At 62.4% G+C, this 23,842-nt stretch carries 18 protein-coding genes; 8 read left to right on the top strand and 10 right to left on the bottom strand.

The annotated features are described in order from the left end of the window. Together ACOHWE_RS16990 and ACOHWE_RS16985 are read left to right on the top strand one after the other, a co-directional pair. On the top strand, positions 1 to 873 hold an 873-nt coding region (locus ACOHWE_RS16990), incomplete at its 5' end, for a TRAP transporter large permease subunit (protein ID WP_420667911.1). A gap of 67 nt (positions 874 to 940) precedes the next feature. Then, the gene (locus ACOHWE_RS16985; protein WP_420667910.1) at positions 941 to 1,744 is read left to right on the top strand and encodes an IclR family transcriptional regulator; all 804 of its coding nucleotides are present in this window, start codon (positions 941 to 943) and stop codon (positions 1,742 to 1,744) included. A gap of 207 nt (positions 1,745 to 1,951) precedes the next feature. Here the strand turns inward: ACOHWE_RS16985 and urtE are convergent, their stop codons facing one another. From urtE to torT, 8 genes are all read right to left on the bottom strand, one after another. Beyond that, on the bottom strand, positions 1,952 to 2,647 hold the full coding sequence (urtE, locus tag ACOHWE_RS16980) for an urea ABC transporter ATP-binding subunit UrtE (protein ID WP_420667909.1): 696 nt from the start codon (positions 2,645 to 2,647) through the stop codon (positions 1,952 to 1,954). A 3-nt stretch (positions 2,648 to 2,650) separates the two neighbouring features. Continuing rightward, entirely contained in the window at positions 2,651 to 3,391 is a 741-nt protein-coding gene (gene urtD / locus ACOHWE_RS16975; RefSeq protein WP_420667908.1) for an urea ABC transporter ATP-binding protein UrtD, read from the bottom strand. Next, on the bottom strand, positions 3,388 to 4,617 hold the full coding sequence (locus ACOHWE_RS16970) for an ABC transporter permease subunit (RefSeq protein WP_420667907.1): 1,230 nt from the start codon (positions 4,615 to 4,617) through the stop codon (positions 3,388 to 3,390). The genes urtD and ACOHWE_RS16970 overlap by 4 nt, the downstream gene beginning before the upstream one ends. 3 nt (positions 4,618 to 4,620) lie before the next feature. Continuing rightward, positions 4,621 to 6,576: an urea ABC transporter permease subunit UrtB gene (urtB, locus tag ACOHWE_RS16965; RefSeq protein ID WP_420667906.1), complete on the bottom strand. Its 1,956-nt coding sequence runs from the start codon at positions 6,574 to 6,576 to the stop codon at positions 4,621 to 4,623. Positions 6,577 to 6,642: 66 nt separating this feature from the next. Beyond that, a complete protein-coding gene (gene urtA / locus ACOHWE_RS16960; RefSeq protein WP_420667905.1) occupies positions 6,643 to 7,923 on the bottom strand; it encodes an urea ABC transporter substrate-binding protein in 1,281 nt (426 codons plus the stop codon). A gap of 896 nt (positions 7,924 to 8,819) precedes the next feature. Next, the gene (locus ACOHWE_RS16955) at positions 8,820 to 9,356 is read right to left on the bottom strand and encodes a ferric reductase-like transmembrane domain-containing protein (RefSeq protein ID WP_420667904.1); all 537 of its coding nucleotides are present in this window, start codon (positions 9,354 to 9,356) and stop codon (positions 8,820 to 8,822) included. 95 nt (positions 9,357 to 9,451) lie between these two features. Beyond that, entirely contained in the window at positions 9,452 to 9,880 is a 429-nt protein-coding gene (locus tag ACOHWE_RS16950) for a peptidase associated/transthyretin-like domain-containing protein (RefSeq protein ID WP_420667917.1), read from the bottom strand. Positions 9,881 to 10,238: 358 nt separating this feature from the next. Continuing rightward, entirely contained in the window at positions 10,239 to 11,291 is a 1,053-nt protein-coding gene (gene torT, locus ACOHWE_RS16945; protein WP_420667903.1) for a TMAO reductase system periplasmic protein TorT, read from the bottom strand. 92 nt (positions 11,292 to 11,383) lie between these two features. Here torT and ACOHWE_RS16940 point away from each other — a divergent pair, with 92 nt between their 5' ends. Beyond that, entirely contained in the window at positions 11,384 to 14,329 is a 2,946-nt protein-coding gene (locus ACOHWE_RS16940) for a response regulator (RefSeq protein ID WP_420667902.1), read from the top strand. Here the strand turns inward: ACOHWE_RS16940 and ACOHWE_RS16935 are convergent. Further along, positions 14,310 to 15,002: a response regulator gene (locus ACOHWE_RS16935; RefSeq protein WP_420667901.1), complete on the bottom strand. Its 693-nt coding sequence runs from the start codon at positions 15,000 to 15,002 to the stop codon at positions 14,310 to 14,312. The two genes, ACOHWE_RS16940 and ACOHWE_RS16935, sit on opposite strands and share 20 nt — an antisense overlap. A gap of 190 nt (positions 15,003 to 15,192) precedes the next feature. Here ACOHWE_RS16935 and ACOHWE_RS16930 point away from each other — a divergent pair, with 190 nt between their 5' ends. The 4 genes from ACOHWE_RS16930 to ACOHWE_RS16915 all read left to right on the top strand — a co-directional run bounded on the left by ACOHWE_RS16930 (position 15,193) and on the right by ACOHWE_RS16915 (position 20,226). Beyond that, positions 15,193 to 16,137, top strand: coding sequence for an ABC transporter substrate-binding protein (locus tag ACOHWE_RS16930; RefSeq protein ID WP_420667900.1), 945 nt, complete (start codon positions 15,193 to 15,195; stop codon positions 16,135 to 16,137). A 69-nt stretch (positions 16,138 to 16,206) separates the two neighbouring features. Beyond that, positions 16,207 to 17,238, top strand: a complete 1,032-nt coding sequence (locus ACOHWE_RS16925; RefSeq protein WP_420667899.1) for a quaternary amine ABC transporter ATP-binding protein — start codon at positions 16,207 to 16,209, stop codon at positions 17,236 to 17,238. After that, positions 17,235 to 19,199 (top strand): ABC transporter permease, encoded by a 1,965-nt coding sequence (locus ACOHWE_RS16920; protein ID WP_420667898.1) that lies wholly within the window; start codon positions 17,235 to 17,237, stop codon positions 19,197 to 19,199. Before ACOHWE_RS16925 ends, ACOHWE_RS16920 begins: the two co-directional genes overlap by 4 nt. A 4-nt stretch (positions 19,200 to 19,203) precedes the next feature. Beyond that, on the top strand, positions 19,204 to 20,226 hold the full coding sequence (locus ACOHWE_RS16915; RefSeq protein ID WP_420667897.1) for a GlxA family transcriptional regulator: 1,023 nt from the start codon (positions 19,204 to 19,206) through the stop codon (positions 20,224 to 20,226). 500 nt (positions 20,227 to 20,726) lie between these two features. On the opposite strand, the gene ACOHWE_RS16910 is transcribed toward ACOHWE_RS16915, so the two are convergent. Next, positions 20,727 to 20,909 (bottom strand): hypothetical protein, encoded by a 183-nt coding sequence (locus ACOHWE_RS16910; RefSeq protein ID WP_420667896.1) that lies wholly within the window; start codon positions 20,907 to 20,909, stop codon positions 20,727 to 20,729. A 581-nt stretch (positions 20,910 to 21,490) separates the two neighbouring features. On the opposite strand from ACOHWE_RS16910, the gene ACOHWE_RS16905 reads away from it, so the two are divergent. Further along, positions 21,491 to 23,749 (top strand): CHASE3 domain-containing protein, encoded by a 2,259-nt coding sequence (locus ACOHWE_RS16905; protein ID WP_420667895.1) that lies wholly within the window; start codon positions 21,491 to 21,493, stop codon positions 23,747 to 23,749. Positions 23,750 to 23,842: the final 93 nt, after the last annotated feature.

The following is a 23,842-nucleotide window of genomic DNA, read 5'->3' as shown; positions in this document are numbered from 1 at the left end:
GTCGCGGCGGGGGGCACGCTGGGCTCGCTGATCCCGCCGAGCATCCTGTTCATCATCTACGCGATCTTTACCGAGACCTCGGTCAACAAGCTGTTCATCGCCGGCATTCTGCCGGGGCTCCTGACGCTGGCGGGGTTTGTTCTGGTCATCGCGATGTGGATCAGGGCCGATCCGGCAGCGGTTCCTGCGCGCGGCGAGGCAGCCAGCATTGCCGAGAAGCTGACCGCCTTCCGCAGGGCCTGGCCTGCAGCGCTGATTTTTGCGGTGATCGTCGTCGGGATCTACGGCGGCTACTTCACCGCCACTGCGGCGGCGGCGGTGAGCGTGGTGCTGACCGCGGCGATCGGCCTGGTGCAGCGGCAGCTGGATCTTGCAGGCATCTGGCAGGCGGTGCGGGAAACCTGCGTGCAAACCGCTGCAATATTCTTTGTTGCGGCCGGTGCGAAGATCTTTGTCGCGGCCATCGCGCTGACCGGCATGGCTCCCGCGCTGGTGGAATGGGTCGCGCAGGCAGAGCTTTCGACGGCGGTGCTGCTGTTTGCAATCTGCGTGGTCTACCTGATGCTCGGCATGTTCCTGGATCCGATCGGGATCATGGTCCTGACTCTGCCGCTGGTGGTGCCGCTGGTGGAATCCTATGGGCTGAATCTGATCTGGTTCGGTGTCGTGGTGGTGAAGCTCTTGGAGATCGGCCTGATCACCCCGCCGGTGGGGCTGAACGTCTTTGTCCTGTCGAATGTCGTCGGCAGGGAGGCCCCGGTCGGCATGGTGTTCTCCGGGATCTGGCGGTTCCTCAGCGTCGATGTGGTCGTCCTGATCCTGCTGGTTGCTTTCCCGCCGATCTCACTGGTGCTGTCAAATGCGGTTCAGTAATATTGAGGGCCAGCACAGAATGACTGCCCCGCACAGGCCGGATGCCTGGACAGACATAGGAAATGCCATGCCAGCCGATTCATCGGACAAGAGATTTGCCAACACTCTGGCGCGCGGCCTGACGATCCTGAGGGCCTTCCGCCCGACGGATGACGGCCTGGGCAATCTCGAAATCTCCGAGCGCACCGGCATTCCGCGCCCGACGGTGTCCAGGCTGACCTTCACGCTCTGCGCGCTGGGTTACCTGACCCACGGGCGGCGGCATGACAAATACCGCCTTGGCCCGGCTGCGCTGGCACTGGGCAATATCGCCGCGGCCTCGTTTGCCTTTGTCGAGATTGCGTCCCCCGTGATGCAGCGGCTGGCGGATGAAACCGGCACTTTGACCGCGATCAGCATCAAGGACGACAGGCGGATGCTGCTGACCAAGGCGTGGCGGCCGGTGGATTCCTCCTCCATCTGGCTGGATGTCGGCTACCGGATGCCGCTCCACACCTCCTCCAGCGGCAAGGCCTATCTCGGTGCGCTGAGCGATGAAGAGTTCGCCCGGTTTCTGGAGAGCCGCAGGGATGAGCCCGAGGAGCTGCTTGCCGAAATCGCGGCGATCAGGCTGGCCGCGCATGACGAGATCCTGGCCGACGGCCACACCCAGGTGCGGGGCGGCGACCGGTTTTCCGAGACCATCAATGCGGTTGCAGTGCCTTACCGGCCATCGGATCTGGGAGAGCCGGTGGCCTTCCTCGCCAGTTCCACCACCAAGCTGCTGTCTGACCAGCGTATCCAGGACGAGGTCGGCCCGGCGCTTGCCAAGGCGGTTTCGGAAGTCCGGAGGATGACCGGCCAGCAATCTGCGCTTGTGATGAACGGATAGACTTTTTCCGTTCAGGCCGCCTGGCCTGCGTCATTGACATGCAGTGAAAATCCGGCAGCACGTCAGCAGGGAGGGCGGGTTTCCGGCTTTCACTGCAATGTGCCGGAATGCCCGGTCACGTGGCAAAACAGGGGTTCAGTTTCCCATGCAAGACCCGCTTGAAGCATTCCTTCTGCACCAGGCCTCATCTTGTTCTTTCGATACGGACTATACAGAGACGCCTTTCAGGACAGCTTCCTTCGGCAGTTCAGCCCTCGTCCCGGACATCATCACCTCGCCGCGGCGCAGAACCACGAACCGGTCGGCCAGTTCATAGGCAAACTCGAAAAACTGCTCGACTAGTACAATCGCGATGTTGCCCTGATCCCGCAGCAGCCGGATAACTTCGCCGATCTGCTGGATGATGTTGGGCTGGATGCCTTCCGTCGGCTCGTCCAGCAGCAGCAGCCGCGGCTTGGTGATCAGCGCCCGGGCAATTGCCAGCTGCTGCTGCTGCCCGCCCGACAGATCGCCCCCCCGCCGGCTCTCCATTTCCTCAAGCACCGGGAACAACTCGAAAATCTCTTGCGGAATGAAGCGTTCCGCAGGCGGCAGGCAGATAAACCCGGTTTCCAGGTTCTCGCGCACCGTCAGCAGCGGAAATATTTCACGCCCCTGCGGCACCAGCGCGATGCCCTTCTGTGCCAGCCTGTGGGCCGGCAGAACGCCCAATGCCTCGCCGTCCAGCTCAACGGTGCCGCCGGACCGCGGGTGGGTGCCCGAGATCGCCTTGATCAGGCTGGTCTTGCCCACGCCATTGGTGCCCATCACGCAGGTTACCTCGCCCGGAGCGGCTTCCATCGAGATGCCGTTGAGGATTTGCGAATGCCCGTAATGCAGCGTCAGATCCCGGATTTTCAGCATGGTTCAGCGCCCCAGATAGACATCGATGACTTCTTGGTTCGAGGTGACGTGCTGGAGACTGCCTTCCGCCAGGACCGAGCCTTCGTGCAGCACCGTCACCTTGCAGTTCAGGCGGCGGACAAATTCCATGTCATGCTCCACCACCACCACGGCCCGCGTCTTGGCCGCTTCCAGCAGAAGCCCGGTGGTATGCTCGCGCTCTTGCGGGCTCATGCCGGCCGCCGGTTCGTCCACCAGCAGCAGGCGCGGGTCCTGCGCCAGCAGCATGGCGATCTCCAGCCATTGCTTCTGACCATGGCTCAACTCGCCTGATTTGCGTTTCAACTCGCCCAGAAGGCCGATTTCCCGGGCCAGTTCGGCCACCTTTTCAAGATCCTCTGCACTGGGCCTGTAAGTCAGAACCGAGAGCCAGCCCCGCGGCTTTTTCAACGCCATCAGCAGGTTTTCCTGTACCGTCTGGTCTTCGAACACCGTGGGTTTCTGGAACTTCCGCCCGATCCCGGCCCGCGCGATCTCGGCCTCGCTCATCTTCAGGAGCGATATGGATTTCTCCCCCCAGGTCAGCCGGCCTTCATCCGGCTTGGTCTTGCCGGTGACGATATCCATGAAGGTGGTCTTGCCGGCGCCGTTCGGCCCGATCACCGCCCTGAGTTCGGCCTCGCCGATCCGGAAAGACAGGTTGCTGATGGCGCGGAACCCGTCAAAGGTGACGGACACGCCGGACACTTCGAGAAGCGTGCTCACTGGCTGGCCTCCTGTTCGCGCAGGGCCCCGTCATCCCGGCCAAGATCTGCGCCGTGCCGGTCGGGGCTTCTGCGCTGGGTCCAAAGATCGATCAGTCCGCCCAGGCCTTTTGGTGCAAACAGGGTGACCGCGACAAAGGACAAGCCCAGAAGCACCAGCCACCAGTCGACCCATTTGATGGTGTAGAACCCAAGCGGAATGTCGGGGGCTTGCCCGCCGGTGAACCAGGTGCTGAGAAGGCTGACGAAGGCCGCACCGACAGCAGCGCCATAGAGCCGTCCGCGCCCGCCAAACGCCACCCAGACTGCGAGGTAAATCGAGGCAATGGGCGCGATTTCCGCCGGATTGATAATGCCTGCCTGCGGATAGTAGAGCGCTCCGGCAATTGCCGCGGTGCAGGCTGTGAGTGTAAAGACCACCAGCTTGTAGGTCTCGACCGAATAGCCGAGAAACCGCACCCGGGCCTCGTCGTCCCGCACACCGCGGATGACCGAACCGAACTTGCCCGACACGACCCAGGCTGCCAGCAGGTAACCCAGCCCCAGGGCCAGCGCTGAGGCCCAGAGGAACCAGAGCGACACCGCATCCTGCGGCGCCTCGACCCCTGGCAGGTTCTGCAGCCCTGACAGTCCGTTGTTGCCGCGCAGCCCGCTGTCGTTCTGAAACAGGTAGAGCGCCAGCGCCAGCGTCATTGCCTGGGTCAGGATCGACAGGTACACGCCCGACACCCGGCTGCGGAACGCGAGCCAGCCAAAGACCAGGGCCAGCAGCCCGGGCACGAGAACCACCAAGATCAGTTGCACGAACAGGCTGCCGGCAAAGGCCCAGATCAGCGGAAACTCGGATGCGCCCACTACGCCGAAGATCTGGTTGCCGATGGCATCAACGACCTCGGAGCTGGTCGGCGGGATCCCGGCCTGGCCCAGCGATTCAACCACGATCAGTCGGGTGCGCTCATACATCAGCCACATGCCGATCATGTAGCCGCCCAGGCCGAAGAAGGCGAAATGGCCGAGAGACAGGATACCGGTAAAGCCCCAAATCAAGTCCATCGCTACAGCGATCAGGCACAGGCACAGGGTCTTGCCCAGCGTCTTGATGAAACTGGTCGGGATCACTCCGGCGCCAAAGCCTTCGGACAGCACCGTCACAACCAGCGTAAACAGGGCCAGGCAGGCAAGGAAGACCAGGACGGACGGGTTAGCGGCAATGAAAGAGCGCTGCATGGATCAATCCCCCGCCGCGCGGCCCTTGAGGGCAATGATGCCCCTCGGCCGGAACTGAATGAAAATGATGATGAAGATGATCATGTAGGTCTGTGCCGCCAGGGTGTTCGACGGATTCAGCCACTCGATGCCCTTCTGCAGGAAGCCGATCATCGCGGCACCTGCAAACGTGCCCCAGATATTGCCGACGCCGCCGACAATCACGGTCATGAAGCTTTGCACGATGTAGTCGCTGCCAAGTTCCGAAGTTACCTTGGCAAACAAGCCGATGGCGACACCGGCGATCCCGGCAATGCCGGACCCGAGGCCGAAGGTCAGCATGTTCACGCGCCCCGGGTTGATCCCCATCGACGCTGCCATACGCGGGTTCTGCGTCACGGCGCGGGTTTCCAGCCCCAGCCTCGTCCGGTTCATGATCAGCAGGAAGACGCCCAGGAAGATCAGGGCGATAATGAAGATGGCGATGCGGATATAGCTGATCGACACCACGTCATTCACCGCCAGCGCCCCGTCGAGCCAGCCCGGTGCGGTCAGGGGCCGCGCCTGGGTGCCGAAGATGTTCTTGGCAAGCTGCTGAAGGGCGATGGAAATCCCGAAAGTCGCCAGCAGGGTCTCCAGCGGCCGTGCATAAAGCCAGCGGATCACCAGCCGCTCCATCGCCACGCCGGCGGCAAAGGTGACCGCAAATGCCAGCGGGATGGCGGCGATGATCGACACCGTGTGATCAGGAATGATCTGCTGCACCACGTAGCCGGTATAGGCGCCCATCATGATGAACTCGCCATGCGCCATGTTGATCACCCCCATCACGCCAAAGGTTATGGCGAGGCCAATGGCAGCGAGGAAATAGATCGAGGCCAGGGACAAGGCATCCAGCGTCAGGTCCAGCGCCTGGTTCACGCCGACCTTCAGAGTTATTGCGTCCAGCGCGAGGCTGGCCGCAGCCGTAACCTCCGCCGATGGCTCGGTATAGCTGTCAAAGAACACATGCGCCGCAAGGGCGGTATCAATATCCGCCTGCGTGACAAGCGGCGGCACCTTGCCTGCTGCTGCCAGAACGGCATAGGCGCGGCTGCGCGCGGCGTCTTGGTCCAGTTGCGCGACCGGTATGCCTCCGGCGCGGCCAGCTTCGATATTGGCCGCGAGGGCCGTGCGCACGTCATCCGGCGACACCCGCGCCGGGGCCAGCCCCTTGGTCACCAGCAGGTCGTAGGCTTCAGCCTCGGAAAACCCGTCTGCGCCGGGTTCCAGTATCTCAGCAATGTTCAGCCCGCCGGGCACCTCCCCCGGCGCTGCATCCCGCTCCACCGCTACCAGCGGGTTTAGCGCGGCGCGCACGTCGACGCCCAGATCGCCGGACATTTCCGCGATCGCCGCTACCCGGGCCCTGGTATCCTCATCATAGCCAATGGTCAGCAACCGCTCGAGTCGCTGCTTCCTGGCCTTCAGCTCTGCTTCCGGTTCGCTTTCGATCGAAGCGCGCAGCGGCGCCAGCAGCCTTGCTTGCGGTTCGCGCTGAATCGAAGTCAGCGCTGCCTGCCGCTTGGCCGGATCCGGGTCTGCCAGCTGAAACTGCACCAGCGCCGTGCCGATCATCGCCCGGATGCCGCTATTGGGTTTCAGCTGCTGCAACTCTTTCTTGGGATATGTCCCCGCCACCTCGCCGCTGTCGAAATCGGTCAGCTGGCTGCTGTGGTTTCCAGTGTCCGCTCCGGCAAAGAACAGACCGTCAGACTTGCGCATCCACATTGATTTGGCCGCCCATGTCTCAAGCACATGTTGCGCCTGGGGCAGGCCGCTGCCAGCAATCGCTTCAATGGCCGGGCCGATGGTCTTGCGCGAGCTCTTGGCGATCGCTGCCTGATGCTCCTGCAGAATGGGCTGGATATCACCGTCCTGCGCCGCCGCCGTCAGGCATGACAACAGAATTGCGAGACCCGCAAGGAATAGTCGTATCATGTCGGGATTGTCCGCGTTTCCGGTTGGAAGGGGGCCAGAGGGCGGCCCCCTTCGCAGGTTCAGCCCTTAGTAGTTCGACAGGGTTTGAACGCAGGTCTCCGTCTCGGTGTTGTACATGCCGCAGCCGAGGTCTTTCCAATCCGATTTCAGAACCGCCGATTCCGGCAGGAAGTCTGTCCAGGCGTCGCCCGGCACTTCTTCGGTCTGGCTGATGATATCGAACTGACCGCCTTCCTGGATCTCGCCGATCAGCACCGGCTTGGCCAGGTGGTGGTTCGGCAGCATCACCGCCATGCCGCCGGTCAGGTTCGGGTATTCCTGGCCGTACATGGCCGAGCGCACCGAATCCACCTCGGTCGAGCCGGCCTCGGTGACCGCATTCACCCACATGTTGAAGCCGATGTAGTGCGCTTCCATCGGGTCGTTGGTGACGCGCTCTTCGCCCATCGTGGCCTTCCAGGTCTTGACGAACTCGGCGTTCACATCGGTATCTGCCGACTGGAAGTAGTTCCAGGCCGCCAGGTGACCCACCAGGTTCGAGGTGTCCAGGCCGGCCAGTTCCTCTTCCCCTACCGAGAAGGCCACGACCGGGATGTCGTCTGCCGACACGCCAGCCGCCGCAAGTTCCTTGTAGAAGCCGATATTGGCGTCGCCGTTAATGGTCGAGATCACGCCAACCTTCTTGCCGTCAGCGCCTAGAGCAACCACGTCCGCCACAATCTTCGACCAGTCCGAGTGACCGAACGGGGTGTAATTCACGAAGATGTCGCTGGCGGCGATGCCCTTAGCCTTCAGGTAGCTTTCCAGAATATTGTTGGTGGTGCGCGGGTACACATAGTCGGTGCCAAGAAGCGCGAATTTCTCGACGCCCAGTTCTTCCAGGAAATAATCGGTTGCCGGAATGGCCTGCTGGTTCGGAGCCGCACCGGTGTAGAACACGTTCTGCGAGGATTCTTCACCTTCATACTGCACCGGGTAGAACAGAAGCCCGTTCAGTTCCTCGATCACCGGCAGAACCGATTTGCGGCTGACCGACGTCCAGTTGCCGAAAATCACGTCGACATCATGCACGGTCAGCAGTTCCCGGGCCTTCTCGGCAAACAGCGGCCAGTCCGATGCCGGGTCGACCACCACGGCCTCCAGCTGTTTGCCCAGAAGGCCGCCCTTCGCGTTCTGCTGGCCGATGAGCATGAGCATGGTGTCTTTCAAAGTGGTTTCCGAGATCGCCATTGTGCCCGACAGAGAGTGCAGCACGCCGACCTTGATGGTGTCTTCGGCAGCCATGGCAGCGCCGGCCAGCGAGGCAAAGACAGCCGATCCGGCGAGCGTGGATGTGAGAAAGTTCATACTATCCTCCAGGCAGGGAAACCGGCCGGGGACTTGCGCGATAGCGCCATGTTCCCTTACCTGTCCCCGCAACTTCGTGTTGCAATCCGTGTGGCGGCCGCTTCGAGGTCCAATTCGTATGGCCGCCACACACCTCCCAATTCAGACAGCATGTCCCCGGCAGGTGTTTCATCGATTCTGCATCGCGGCGGAATGCGCAAACCCGGCGCGGAAATTTTTTAAATACCAATGGTGATTGCATAATGTTTGACCAGCAATTGCCGCGGGCGCACAGAAAACAGACATCGCCCCCTGATCCGGCTCCGCAATTCGCTGATTGCAATGGTGTTATTCCCCCCTTGTGACCGTGCAGAGATCCGGCTGGAAGCGGCCGTCAAACCGTCCAGGTGAAACCCGTAGCCTGCTCTGAGACACCCCGCAGACGGGTCATCGCCGCCGTGTCATGGGCGCGGGGCTCCGAAGTGCCACGGCCGACGGGCCCGACGCGCGAAGGAAGCACTCGGGGCAATAGGCTGGCCCGCTGGGACCATGGCTTTCTCGACGCGCTCCAGCGCCTGAACGAGACCGAGCGGACCGTGGCCTTGAAATCATTTCGATCAGCTCGAATCTGCCTTTGACAGCTTAGAGCAGGATCACATCCGTGAACGGCCGGTCCCGCCGCTCCGGCTCCGGTCCCTATTTTCGAAGCAGGCACCGCTGTCGCAAACCACCCAGTGCCCCATCTGAAACAAGACTCCCGGCCTGGCCGCTTGGGGGCAAGTCCGGGCTGTCCAGCCGCTCCTCCGGGGCCGCCATTCCAGCTAACAGTGACCTTATCAGGGTGACTGCTTCGGATAGCCAGTCTGATGGCGGGCAATATTCCGCACCCCGATTGCAGAAGACAGGCGGGATCACCCTCAGGACCCCCGGTGCGGACGGATCGCCCACGCGCGGAGATCTGTTACTGCCTTGGCCGTTGCTGCGAGTGCGCAGGCGCAGAGCACGGTCTTTGACACGGTCTCCATCGTTCCTTCGATCATCATGGCATGAGCCACGCTCCCGATGACGGTTATGGATACAAGCGCAGTATGACCGCGGCGCCAGGTGCGCAGGTTCTGGCGGAAACGGGCGCGGAATGCAGCCAGCAGCGCGGCACCGAGGGCCGTCCACATTGCGGCCACGCCCCAAGCGGAAAACGGCGTTGGCGAAGCAAAAAGAAGCGCATCAATCATGTCCGGCGGGCTCGTGATCCAAAGGCCGGCAACGTGAGCCGCAATTGCCACGATCAACGCTCCGCCGGTCCAGCGATGCACGCGCCGGCCGCGCCGTGCAGGCAAACCGGGCAAGTATCCCCCCGCGAGCAAAGGCTGTACGAGCAGCAGCGCCATCGCGATCACCCCGGCAAACCCGGCCGCGATGTAGACCGGCTGGCGCCATGCCAGCAGCGGGCTCATTGCTGCGGCAGTGACTGGCACAGCAATCGCTGCCGCAAAGATGCACCAAATCAAGGCACTCCGGGCTGGGCTCCTGTTCTTTGCGCCCACTGCACTTAGATAGGCCGGAGGACGAAATGCGCGCTTAGGCTGGTATCCTTGGCGCTTCGCATGACGGGGCGCAGGAAGACGGTTTCAAAGTCACCGCTGTCATAGGCAAGATGGCCATGCGGCTGTCCGAAAGCAGGGACGATCTGCGGCATCTCGAGACGGAACGCCCCGTTCTCATCCGTAAGCGTCGCACCATGGCTCCGCTGGTCGCGCTCATGCCCTTCGGTCGTGTGCGCCCAGATCTGGATGCGCTGCCCGGAAAGCGGCGCGCCATCACCTGCGCGCCGGACTGTGCCGGTCATCCAAAACCCCCCGCCGCCAATCCTGTCCACGATCGGTGCGCCAGGGCGGTAGTTGTTGGCGCCGCCACGCATCGTTGGCGTGGGTGCGAGGCCCTTCGCGCGGGCCGGAACAAGCAAGCCCGGGGCTCCCATCGCAACGGCAAAGCTCCCCGCGGCGAGGAAGGACCGGCGGGTAAACGGGACTATAGGCATGACGGGGTCTCCTAACGGGAGCTCGGGCTTGGCCGTTCACACAAGGCCCGTCCCGAACCAACCGAAGTATAACAAGCTTGCAGAAAATTCCGAGTTCCGGCAGCCGGACTGCCGGTCTCACCCCGCTCAATGTTTTGTGAACCCTGGCTGGACTCGCCGGTCGTCCCGGCTCTTTCCCCTTTCAGCCCGTCACTGACCGCGCCGAGGTGGTTTGGGCTCCGAGCGGCCTTCCGGCACCGGAAAGCTGCCGTTGGCGATGCCGCGATAATCTGGTGCCGTAAATAATCGAATTTGGAGCCTACTTGGGAATCCTGAGCTCGAATACCGGAGCAAATGCTGCGGGAGCTAATGACAATTCAAGGATCCTGGGATCTGTGGATTGCTGGTCGAAGATTTGGATCTTCGGACCAAGATGTGAAAACTGCAGCTGCCGTTCGATCGCGCGCACAGCCAGCTCGATGGCCAAGCGGCCTTGAAGCACAGGCAGGTCCGTGGGGGTAGCGATGATCCGGTTTCTGAGCACGCCGCGATAGACGGCGTGCGTCATATAGTCTGATACGATCTGGACCTGATCCTGCAGGCCGCGGGCGCGCAGCACCGACACCGCCGCTTCCGCCGCTGGCGCGGAACCGGCGATAAAGTCGAGATCCGGCACCTCATCCAGCGCTTCCTCGACCAGCCTCACTTGAATTTCCCTGCCGGTGTCGCCGTATTTGGCAACCGCCACCTCGGCGGCACTGCCGGCCAGGGCGGCACGAAAGCCCTGTTCTACAAACTTCACCCAGCCGGCTTCTGCCGGGCCGGGAAACCAGGCCACCTTTACCGGGCGCGTCCCTTCGGGATGACGCTCAGCGATTAGGCGGGCTGCGGCGGCTCCCATTTCCGTCCAGGAGACGCCAACTTTTGCGGTGATCCCCGTGTCGGCAATGTCGTTAACCGCGGCGATGACCGGGATGGAAGCTGAAATGCGCTCCACCGTGCTGCTGAGGCCTGCATATGACACGGTTCCGACCACAAAGGCATCAGCGCCTTCGGCGATGCAGCTCTCAGCCTGCTCGATCTGGCGCTGCAAATTCGGATAGCCGCCGGCCTCGACCAGCTTGAAGGACACGCCCAGCCGGCGGGCCTCTGTCACCATCCCGTAGTTGACGCTCAGCCAGTAGGCATCTTTCAGATGCGGATAGGCAATACACAGCTGCCATGGCTGCGCGGCTCTGGCCAGCGGCAGGTAATCAACGGTTTCATAGCCGCTGCTGTAATCGAACGGTACCCGCGGAACCTGCAGGCGCCAGCTTTCCGCCGCAGCGCCGGAGCAGAGGACCGCCTGAAAGATGAACCAGATGAAACGCATGCCTTTCCTTTCCTGCCGCCGACGATAGGCCTGCGGCGGCAAGCAGGGAAATTCAAAATTGCGAAAACCGCTGTTCCGCGCGAAAGTCGGACATGTTCAGAAACTTCGGGCTAGGCGGAAAACTGAGCCTGGCGTTCATCGTGATCGCCGGGCTGCCCACCATTGCGGGGGTCTTGGGAGTTTTCGAGCTGCGGGCGCTGGCCCGCCGCCAGGCCGAAGTCATCAGTCAGACCATCCCGGCCATCGCCGGGGTACGCGGCATGGCAGAGGAGAGCACCCGGATCATCGCAATCGCGCCGGAACTGGCAGAGGTGGAAACGCAAGCCGCCCGGGAAAACCGTGCTGTCTTCCTGCGGGACCAGATCGGCGCCCTGACACGCCGGATCGACACGCTGAACCTCGAAGCGAGCTCGGGAACCGCGCAGCTGCAGGCGACGGTGTCGGATGCGGCCCGGGCGCTGGATGAATTGAACGGGCTGGTTGATACCCGCATCGCGCTGCATGGCGCCTTCAAGGCGCTTGCTGAACGCAATCTGGCAGCAGCCAATGAACTTCTCGGCATGGCCGATACGCTGGTGGCGAATGCGGAAATGGGCACGACCGCGGTCATCTCCAGTCTTTATGCGCCACCGGAATCCCGCCTGGAAGAATCCGCGCGCACCGATACGCTGGACAAGCTGATCGAAGTCGATCTCTTCCAGCTTGGCCTGATGTTCGAGCTGCGCTCGCAATCCGCTGAAATCGGTCTTCTGATCAACCGGATCGACGAGGCGCAGAACGAAACCGCACTGGGCGAAATCGAGGCTTCTCTGGCCCGCCGCCTCGCGATTGTGTCGCGCAGGGTGCAGGCGATCAGGGATCCGGGGCGGCGCCAGCAAGCGGAAACCCATGTCTCCCAGCTCCGGTCCGTGAACGGCGGAGACGCGGGTCTGTTTGCGCTCAGGAACCGGATCCTGGCAACCACGGACCGGATCACCGCGCTGAAACGGGAACTCCAGGATACGGCCCTCCGCCTCGGCCGGGAAGCCGCAGCGGTTGCCGACCAGGCGCAGGCAAAGGCGCTCAGCACGGGCAATCAGGCTGCGGCCGAGATGCGCCGGGCGCAATTGAGAAACGGCGTTGCAGCGGGGGCCGGCCTGCTTCTGTCGCTTGCTGTCGTCTGGTTCTTCGTGCGCGGCCACGTGACCCGGCGGCTGAACCGGCTTTCCGGCACCATGGCCGCCCTCATGCGCGGCCAGCTGGACCGGGAGGTGCGGCCAAGGGGCCGGGATGAAATCGCCCGGATGGAGGAAGCGGTGGAGGTCTTCCGCCAGCAGGCCATCGAGAAACGCACACTGGAAAAACAGCGGGATCTGAACGAGCGGGAATTGCGGGAACACCGGAACAATCTGCAGAACATGGTCGAAGAACAAACCGAGCGGCTGCGCCACGAGGTAAAGGCCCACGAACAGGCCCGGCAAAAAGCCGAAGCCGCAGATCGCGCCAAATCCGAATTCCTGGCCATGATGAGCCACGAAATCCGCACACCGATGAACGGCGTGCTGGGGATGCTGCGCAGCCTCTGCGACGACGGCCTGGCACCAGGGCAGATGGAACGTCTGAAGACCGCCCTTGCCTCCGGCCAGAACCTGCTGAAAATTCTGAATGATATCCTGGACTACTCCAAGATCGAAAGCGGCGGCCTGACGCCCGAAAATGAGACCTTCTCCCTGCGCGAACTGGTCACGGGCATTGTTCTTCTCATGCGCCCCGGTGCAGAGGATAAAGGCATTCACCTGTGGCTGGACGCGCCCGGCAGCCTCCCCGGCGCTGTGACTGGCGACCTTGCGAAACTGCGCCAGATCCTGTTCAACCTTCTGTCCAATGCACTGAAGTTCACCGAAGACGGAGAGGTTATCCTGCGGGTGCGGGCGGCTGAGGCAGCTGAGGGCCGCCATTTGGTTACCTTCGAGGTGAGCGACACTGGAAAAGGCGTCGCGGCCGAGGCCAAATCCCGGGTCTTCGAAGCCTTCGAGCAGGAGGATTCCGAGACCGCGCGGCGCTTTGGCGGCACTGGGCTGGGACTCGCGGTGAGCAAGCGGTTTGCCGAGGCGATCGGCGCGCGCCTGTCGCTGGAGAGCACGAAGAACGTAGGCTCGGTCTTTTCGCTCTCGGTGGAAATGGGGCCCGGTGATCCCGGGGATCTGGCACCCCGCGAAAGCGAAACGGTACTTGGCCCGGCCGATGTCAGCCTGTCGATCCTGGTAGTCGAAGATAACGAAATCAACCAGATGGTCGCCCAGGGGTATCTCGAGCGCATGGGGCATGGCTGCGTGTGCGTCTCCAGCGCCGAACAAGCGCTCGAGCTGCTGCCGCAAAGCCAGTTTGATCTTGTTTTGATGGATGTGAACCTGCCGCGGATGAGCGGCACCGAGGCAACCCGCCGGCTGCGCGCGCATTCGGATCCAAGACTGGCCGAACTGCCGGTGATCGGCATATCCGCGCATGTGCAGGAGGACCAGATCGAGGCGCATCTGCAGGCTGGCATGAACGGGTTTGTCGCCAAACCGGTCTCGCCGGAACGGCTCGCCAAGGCCCTGGCGAGCGTCTGTGAGGGGCGCTACGGCGAGGTGTATCTGTCAGCACGTCAGGCCCCCCCGGATGCGCAGGCCGCCCCGGATGCAACGGGGCGTGCGGCGGGCCTGCGCCGCCTGTTCCGCGGCAACATTCAGGATCTGGGAGAAGCTCAGGCGCTGGAGATCGCCCGGCTGTTTCTCAAGGAGCTGCCGCAGAGCGTTTCCAGGATCGAGGCGGCTTTGGCCATGCAGGATATGGGCGTTCTGGCTAAAACGGCGCACCGCGCCAAGGGAGCGGCGGGCACGTTTGGCCAGAACGACCTCGCGGAGCTGCTTGCAGAACTGGAACATTGCGCCGCCCAGAAGAAGAACGGGCGCGCCGCGCAGCTGGTTCAGGACCTGACAGACCTGGTGCCGCGGGTTCTGAACGCAATTGCGGACGTGATGCGCGAGTTCGAGGCTGTCAGAGCAAAGGCGCAGTGAAGACATAGCCTTCGCCATGCACCGTCGTAATGATACGCGGGTGTCCGGGGTCCTCCTCCAGCTTGCCGCGCAACCGCCGTATCAGAACATCCACGGTGCGCGGATTCACCCCATACTGCCGGTGGGTCACCCGGCTCATCAGCGCATCGCGCGATGCAACCTCGCCGGCCCGGCTGACCAGCATATCCAGCACCTCGAACTCCGCGCGGGTCAGCGGAATGCTGTCGCCCTCCGCCGTTTGCAGATGCCGCGCGGCCACGTCGAACCGGAACCGCGCGAACTTGTAGATCCGGCGGGACAGCCGCCGGATATCCTGTGTCCGCCGCAGCAGATTCTTGATCCGTGCCAGCAGTTCGCGCCGGTTGAAGGGCTTGCAGACATAATCATCGGCGCCCAGCTCCAGCCCAATGATCCGGTCAATCTCATCGTCCCGGCCGGTCACCAGAATGATCCCCATCTCCGACCTGGCACGCTGTTCACGGGTTATCTGCAGCCCGTCCTTTCCCGGCAGGTTGATGTCGACCAGAAGCAGATCGACCTCCTGCTGCTCCAGGGTTTTCTCCGCTTCTTCCGCCGTCTCGGCTTCCGAGACACGGTAGCCTTGCGCATTCAGGTAGCTGGCGAGTGTCGCCCGGGTGACCGGCTCATCCTCGATGATCAGAATATGCGCCATGACTGCGGTGCCTCTCGCGGTATTTTCCTGTTGGTTAACAAATTTTAACATAGCCGGCCAGCCCATTCATTCCGCCGGGCTGACCTGTTCACATCCGCTTCCTACCCTCTCTCCCCGAAAGCGCGGCTTTCACAGAACAACGAGAGAGCCCGGCCATCAGGACCGGGGCTGCGGCAACAGGGAGACGAACATGAACTACCGGCAATACATACTGGCCAGTGCAGCGGCCATGACCATGACAACCCCGATGGCGATGGCAGAGGATTCCTCCGACCCGATCATAATTCCGATCCACAACTGGTCCAGCCAGATCGTGATGAGCCACGTCGTCGGCCAGATCTACGAGTCGATGGGCAATAACGTCGAATACGTCTCGACTGACAGCCAGGCGGTCTATGAATCGGTGCGCCTGGGAGACGTGACCCTGGAACTGGAAGTCTGGGAAGGCGCCTTTGGCAAGTCCTTCAACGAAGCCCTGGCCAAGGGCGGCCTGCATGATGCCGGGGGCCACAACGCCATTACCAGGGAAGACTGGTGGTATCCCGCCTGGACCAAGGAAGCCTGCCCCGGCTTGCCGGACTGGGAGGCTTTGAATGACTGCGCCGCCGTCTTTGCCACCCCGGAAACCGGTGATAAGGGCCGGTTCCTTGGCGGGCCGGTGGACTGGCTCAAACATGACGCCGAGCGGGTTGAAGCGCTGGACATGAACTTCACGGTGGTGAACGCAGGCTCTGCTTCCGCGCTCTGGGCCGAAGTGGCGGCGGCGGAGAAAACCGGCCGCCCGGTGGTGATCTTCAATTGGACCCCGAATTTTGCCGAAGCGGTCTGGCCGGGCGAGTTCGTCGAGTTCCCCGCCTGGGTGGATGGCTGCGACACCGACCCTGCCGTCGGCCCCAATCCGGATGCCACCTATGACTGCGGCAACCCTTCCAACGGCTACCTCAAGAAGGCCGCCTGGGACGGCATGAAGGACAAATGGCCGGCCGCCTATGAAACCCTCACCGAAATCAGCTTCACCAACCCGCAGATCGCCGAGATGGCGCGGCTGGTCGATGTGGACGAGATGGAGCCCGAAGACGCTGCTGCCGAATGGCTGGAGGCCAACGAGGACGTCTGGAAGCCCTGGACCGAATAATCTCCTGTGTTCTCCAAACTGCCGGGGCGGCCCGCTGCCCCGGGCTTTTCCGCCAAAGGAAGTTGACCCATGACCGCCCGCGCCCCCGTCATCTCGTGCAAGAACGTCTGGAAGCTGTTCGGAGCCCGCCCGCAGCAATATCTGAATTCGCTGAGCGGCAGCCCAGGCTTCGAGGACATCCGCCAGGCCGGCTACATCGCCGCGGTGCGCGACGTGTCCCTGGACATCGCCAAGGGCGAAATGCTGGTGATCATGGGGCTGTCCGGCTCCGGCAAATCGACCTTTGTGCGCTGCCTGTCGCGGCTCATCGATATCACCGGCGGCGAGGTCCGGGTCGAGGGCCAGGACATCGGGGCAATGTCCGAGAAAGAGCTGATCGCCCTGCGCCGCAACAAGATGGGCATGGTGTTCCAGAGTTTCGGCCTGCTGCCGCACCGCACCGTGCTGGAAAACGTCGCCTTTCCGCTGGAGATGCGCGGCCAGGACCGCCACGAGCGCCGCGCCCGGGCGCTTGAAGTGATCGAGCTGGTTGGCCTGTCGGGGCGGGAGGACTATTTCCCGCGTGAGCTCTCGGGCGGCCAGCAGCAGCGCGTCGGCATTGCCCGCAGCCTGGCGATCGAACCCGACATCTGGTTCCTGGACGAGCCGTTCTCGGCCCTTGACCCGCTGATCCGCCGCGAGATGCAGGACGAATTCCTGCGCCTGCAAGCGATGCTGGGCAAGACCATCGTCTTCATCACCCACGACTTCGACGAGGCCCTGCGGCTCGCCGACCGCATCGCCATCATGAAGGATGGCGTGGTCGAGCAATGCGCCACCCCCGATCAGATCGTGCTGAACCCCGCCACCAAATACGTCGCCAAGTTCACCGAGGAAATCGAGAAGTCCCGCGTCGTTCATGCCGGAGTGCTGGCGCAAGGGGTCAGCGGCCGCACACTGACCGGCAGCCCGGTGGGGGAGAAGCAGACGATCTCCGAACTGGCCCGCCTGCTGGTCAATGACAACCGGGAGTTCCTGCCGGTCGCCAATGCCTCCGGCACCCTCACGGGCGCCCTGAACCGGCAGGAAGCGCTCGATGTGCTTCTGGGAGAGGCATCATGACGGACCAGGCCATGATACTTTCCGAAAAATCCCATACCTGGACCCGCGCCAGAACCGGCTGGGCAATCTTTGCCGCCGCCTGTTTGCTGGCCGCTGGCAACGCGCTGCTGCCCGCAGGGCTGGTGCGGCCGCCGGAGTGGCTTATTCTGCCCTTTGCCGACTGGATCAATGCGGTGTTTGCCTTTGTCCGCGATGATCTGGGCCTTCTGTATCTGACCCGCGCCTTTGCCGACGGAGTGGAATGGCTGCTCGATGTGACCGCAAACCTGCTCTACGGCAAGAACCGCTGGCCCCGGATCGGGCCGATCCCGTGGACCGTGATTGCCAGCATCGGTTTTGTCATTGGCTATGCCTTGCAAGGCTGGCGGCTGTCGCTTCTGACCGGTGGCACCTTTGTCTGGATCGCCGTGATGGGGCAGTGGAAATGGGCGATGGAGACGCTTTCCGTGATCGTCGTCGCCGCCCCCTTCTCGATCCTGTTCGGCCTGCTGATGGGCATCCTCGCCTGGCGCTCCAGAACCTTCGAGAAGATCCTGAACCCGATCCTTAACATCGCGCAAAGCCTGCCGCACTTTGCCTACATGATCCCGGTGGTTGTTTTCATCGGCGTCGGCCCCAAGGCAGGCGCCATCGTCACCATCATCTTCTCTGTGCCGCCGATGATCCGCATGTCCCTTCTAGGTCTGCGCAAGGTCCCGCACGAGGTGATCGAAAGCGGCCATATGTGCGGCTCCACGCGCTGGCAGCTTTTGCGCCACGTGCGCATTCCAACAGCGCGGACCGAGATCCTGGTGGGCGTGAACCAGGTCATCATGCAATGCCTCGCCATGGTGGTTCTGGCCAGCTTCATCGGTATGCCGGGCCTTGGCCAAAAACTGCTGCAGCTGCTGCAGGCCCTGAAGATCGGCCGCTCCGTCGAAATCGGCATCACCATCGTGCTGCTGGCGGTCATGCTCGACCGCTGCACCAAGGCCTGGGCCACCAAGCAGCCCGGGCATTTCGAAAAGGGCACCCCATTTGCGGTCCGCAACAAGTTCCTGCTGCTCGCCATCGGCCTGTCGGCGGCCTGCTGGCTGCTGGCGCAATTCATCCCCCTGATGGACCAGATCGGCCGCCGCGACGCCTTCACCATCTCCAAGCCGATTGACGCAGGCGCCGACTGGTTCATCGTGCTGATCGACCCGCTCACCCAGTGGCTGCGCTGGTTCCTGATCACGTGGGTGCTGATCCCGATCCGCGATGCCTTCCTGTGGATGCCCTATGCCGCCGTGCTGGCGCTGCTGGCGGCCGCCGGCTGGGCCATCGGCGGGGCGCGTTCGGCCCTGGTGTGCCTTGCCTTCTTCGGCCTCATCGCCATCTCCGGCTGGTGGGACCGCGCCATGATCACCGTCTACACCGTGGTGGTCGCCGTCTGCATCGCCGCGGTGATGGGCTTCCCGCTCGGGATCTGGGGGGCGTTCAACAAAAAGCGCGCAAGCATCGCGCTGCTGGTCTGCGACACCCTGCAAACCTTCCCAAGCTTCATCTACCTGATCCCGGTGGTCATGCTGTTCGGCGTCAATGACGTTGCCGTGGTCGGCGCCGTGGTCCTGTTCGCGGCTGTACCGCTGGTGCGCTACACCATTGAGGGGCTGCGGCAGGTGCCGGAACCCCTGATCGAGGCCGCCGACATGTCCGGTGCCACCCGGATGCAGACCCTGTGGAAGGTGCGGCTGCCGATGGCGCTGCCGACCATCATGGTCGGGGTCAACCAGTCGGTGATGTTTTCGCTGTTCATGGTGATCATCGCTGCCTTCATCGGCACCCAGGACCTTGGGCAGGAAATGCAGCGGGCGCTGTCCTCCACCGATGTGGGCAAAGGACTGGTGCTGGGTCTTGCTGTCGCTTTCATGGGGCTGATGGTGGACCACCTGGTCACCACCTGGGCACGGTCCAGGAAAGAAGCACTGGGACTGGAGTAGGGCCATGACGCTTCATTCCAGCGACTTCGGCCCCGCCCCCCTCCGCCGCATCGGCTTCCTGCTGTTTCCCGGCTTTCCGATGGCCTGCCTGACCGCAGCTGTAGAGCCTCTGCGGGCTGCCAATGAAATCGCGGGGCACCAGGTGTTCTCATGGTCCCTGATAACCGAGACCGGTGCGCAGGCCACTGCTTCTGCAGGCATCCAGTTTTCTCCGGCTTCCAGCCTGGCGGAAGCTGAAAGGCTCGACTGCCTGTTCCTGCTGTCCGGGCCGGAAGCGGTTTTTGAGAACCCGGTCTCAAGTCCGGGCCGCCTGCGTTTCCTGGCCCGTCATGGCGTTGCCCTGGGCGCGGTCGCGGGCGGGGTCTTTCCCCTGGCCCGAACCGGCGTTCTCTCCGGGCGGCGCTGCGCTGTCCATTGGTGCTACCGGACCGCCTTTGAAACCGCCTTTCCGGATTGCACGGCAGTGGACAGGCTGGCCGTCCGCGACGGTACGGTTCACACGGTTTCAGGAGCATCGGCGATGTTCGATATGTGCCTGGAGCTGATCTGCCACGCCTTGGGAGAAGCGGAAATGAATGAGGTCGCCTGCCTGTTTCAGCATCCCGGCATCCGAAGCGGCAGCGCCCGGCAGAAAGTTCCGGTTCTGCAGAGCGGCCGAACTGTCGACCAGATGCCGCCAGCAGTCAAACAGGCGATGTCCATCTTTTCCGAGAACGTCGAAACTCCCGTCGGCATACGCGATGTCGCCCGCATGGCCGGCATCTCACCGCGGCAGCTGGAGCGCAGCTTCCGCACTGCCACAGGCCTTAGCCCGGGCGAATACTACCGCCGCGAGCGCTTGAAGGCGGCCCGGCAGATGGTGCGGTATTCCTGGGACACCATTTCCAGCATTGCCAATGCAGTTGGGTATGCAAGTTCCTCCACGCTTACGCAGCATTACCGGAAGCAGTTTGGCATCACCCCCGCACAGGAGCGCAAGGCAAATTCGATGCATTCGAGCAGCCGGCTCGCAAAGGTCGCGTCATAGATGCGTCAGCCTGCGCTTCCCTGCCCGGCGATGTCTCTGATTAGGCCGCGCGACCGCTAAATGGTTTCTAAAGGGGCTGGATATCGATTTCATACTGTTCGCGCCAATTGCCGAGCGGAGAGGTGCAGATGGGCTTGCAGGCGCCCCGCAAGCAGGTCAGGAACCCCGTAATAGCCTGACCGAATGGAACGTTTGACCCGCCCCCGGCAATATCCCTCACCATGATGCAGAGCCTGCCCAACCCTTGCTCTGAGCCCCAACCCCTTGGCTCTCATTGTGAATGGGGATCAGAAAAGGGGGCAGGCCACGACGGCAGTCTTAAATCCGATGATCATTACGTCCACCCGGAATATCGCCTTGCAACATTACTAAGTTGCCGGCGAAACATATTTCTGGAGCGATCGGCAGCAATCCGTTGGTCATGAAAAGAAATAGGACCTTATTGAACAGTGCCCGTCCAGTGCCTTCATTTTTGCCCCAGCGCGCTAAAGAGAAGGTTTTCAAAATCGAAAATCGGAGAATTCTGCCGCATTTATTTCCGTTAATGCTGCGCGATGTTTTTTCGCCGCGCGGGTAAAAGGCTTAATTGCCTCGCCCGCCGCCACCGGGGACTGGAACAGGGTGAGACGTTCGGCGCAGGGCGGCGGCGCGGCATTGGTTATGAGCCCTGAGCCCAGCTTCATCGAAGTGAACTGGATACCCTGTCCGACGGGGACCGCCCTGGGCATTCCCTGGGCATTTCATGCCTAAGACAGGCTCCACCGGGCGCGTCGGCCACTTCCATCGCCCTTGCGGAGCGGCAGACGCGGATCACAGGGCAGGCACGGTCGTAGGTGCCGGTCACGGTCAGGATCCAGGCGCATGCCGCCGGAGAATTTGTCAAACATCCAGCCCATGGACCAGCCCTGGCTCGGCCCTGCTGCGGCCGCTTTCAAGCCCCGCCATCAGCCAACTCCGCCGCCATGCGGAATTAGATCCGGACCAAAAAAATGTCGTAAAAGTATAAGGCCGGGTAAAGGAGAGAATTCATTCCTGATTTGGCAATGACACCATTTCGAAACTTTTTTCGGGCAACAAAAATGCGTTCCACTAGTTTCGCCGTTAGGAGGCGCAGGTAATGACTTCAAAACTTTCAACTAATAAGAGAGCTGGGCTCTGGAAATTCTCCAATTGGAATACCAAGGCAAAGGTATTAGTCGCGACTGCAGTGCCACTGGTGCTAACGATTGGAATTGGAATCGTCGCGCAAACAAATCTTACAAAAATGTCGGAGACCTCCGGCTGGGTCGATCATACCGTGAAGGTCCTGAAGCAGGCCGACACCATCGTCGCTTCGGCGGTGGACATGGAGACCGGCATGCGCGGCTATATGCTGGCAGGTGAGGAACACTTCCTGACCCCCTACGAGAGCGGCGATGCGCGGGCTTTTGCCGCGCTGGAGTCGCTGCGCGAGACAGTGAGTGACAACCCCCCCCAAGTGGCCCGTTTGGCCAAGGCGGAAAAGGTCCTGAAGGAATGGCAATCGGAAGTCGCTGAACATCAGATTTCGATGCGCCGCAGTATTGGCAACTCGAAAACTATGGTCGACCTCGCGCGCCAGGTCCAAAAGGCGGAGGGGAAAGCGTACTTCGACAATTTCCGGGGCTTGGCGGCCGAGTTTATCGAAGAGGAAAAAAGTCTTCTGGAGCAGCGCAGCGCAGAGTTTTCCCGGCTGCTCGACCGCGGTGAAAGCTCGGTGCTGTCCATTCGGAATGCCGTAAGCATGGTGGACCATACTCACTCGGTGATCGAACACGCAATGAGTATCGCGGCCGCCGCTGTCGACATGGAAACCGGGATGCGCGGTTTCCTTCTTGCGGGGAAGGAGGAGTTTCTTGAACCTTTCGAGGCAGGCCGGCAGTCGATTGAAACCCTGATCCGGGATCTGTCGCAAACAGTAAGCGACAACCCAGCGCAGGTGGAACGTCTACGCCAGATGAAAACCGTGATCGATGAGTGGCGCACAGCGGTCGTGGAGCCTATGCTGGACCTGCGCCGCGCAATCGGAACTGCCGTGACCATGGACGATGTTGCCCGTCTGGTCGGGGAAGAGCGCGGCAAGGATTTCTTCGACCGGTTTCGCGGTATCATGAGCGAGTTCACGTCGATCGAACAGGAACTGATGGATGCCCGCAAGAAGGAGAACATCGAAACCTCCTCGCACACCAAAACTGTGATCCTCGGCGCGGTTGCCGCCGCAGTTGTGATCGGGGCCATTGTAGCCTTGTTCATCGGCGCCAATCTCGGCAATGCCGTGCGTTCAATTACCGCTTCGATGGGGCGTCTGGCCGAAGGGGATACCGGCGTGGCGATCAAGGGCCAGAGCCGGGGGGATGAAATCGGCGCGATGGCACGTTCCCTGGATGTGTTCCGCAAATCCCTGATCCGGGAAAAGGAACTGGAGGCGGCGCAGCGTGAGCGCGACGCGCAGCAGGCCGAAGTTGTGCGCGAACTCAGCGGGCGGCTGTCCGACCTGGCGCAGGGCGACCTGACGGTGCACATCAGCCAGACTTTCCCCGAAGACTACGAGCAGCTGCGCAAGGACTTCAACGGCTCCGTTTCCACGCTTGGCCAGACGGTCGCCCAGGTCATCACCGCCTCGGAAAGCATCAAGAATGGCGCGGCCGAGATCAGCCAGTCTTCCGACGATCTGTCGAACCGCACCGAAGGGCAGGCGGCGACGCTCGAGGAAACCGCCGCGGCTCTGGAGGAGCTGACGGCCAGCGTGAAGTCCGCAGCCGAAGGCGCCCGCAGCGTCGAAACCATCATGGGCGAAGCCAGGGCGGAGGCAGAAAGCAGCGGCGTCATCGTCCAGAATGCGGTCTCGGCGATGACCGAAATCGAGGAGTCCTCGGCAAAAATCGCACAGATCATCGGCGTGATCGATGACATCGCCTTCCAGACCAACTTGCTGGCGCTCAACGCAGGTGTCGAAGCGGCAAGGGCCGGAGAAGCCGGCCGCGGCTTCGCTGTCGTGGCGTCCGAAGTGCGCGGCCTGGCTCAGCGTTCCGCGGACGCTGCGACGGAGATCAAGACACTGATCAACAACGGCAGCAAGCAGGTAACGCACGGCGTCGACCTGGTCGGAAAAGCCGGCCTGGCCCTGAACAGTATCGTCGACAGGGTCAATCACATCTCCCAGCTGGTATCCGATATTGCCGAGGGCGCGGCCGAGCAATCCACCGGCCTGGGTGAGATCAACACCGGCGTGGTCCAGCTCGACCAGGTGACGCAGCAGAACGCAGCCATGGTGGAGCAGTCCTCGGCGGCGGGCCACATGCTCAGCGGCGATGCGACCAAACTCGCAGAGCTGGTTGCACGCTTCAAGATGCCCGCCGGGGCAGACGGGTTGCATGAGTCTGCCCGAAGCCAGCCTGGCGCACCGTCTGCGCACGGGGCCGAGTGGGAGGCGGAACACCCACCCTTGCGCGCCCCGGTGAGCGTCGAAGGGAACCTGGCGAAAGACCAGTGGCAGGACTTCTGATGGCTAACTGATTCGGCCGCAGCGGAAGCGCCTGGCCCGATGTTGGTGCTGATCGCCGGAGGCGGTCTGCAAGGGCTGGCGTTTCTCCGAAGC

The sequence above is a fragment of the Cribrihabitans neustonicus genome, assembly GCF_048820895.1.
Taxonomy (GTDB): domain Bacteria; phylum Pseudomonadota; class Alphaproteobacteria; order Rhodobacterales; family Rhodobacteraceae; genus Cribrihabitans_A; species Cribrihabitans_A neustonicus.
The sequence above is the reverse complement of the archived record's forward strand: the minus strand, read 5'-3'. Positions and strand labels throughout refer to the sequence as shown.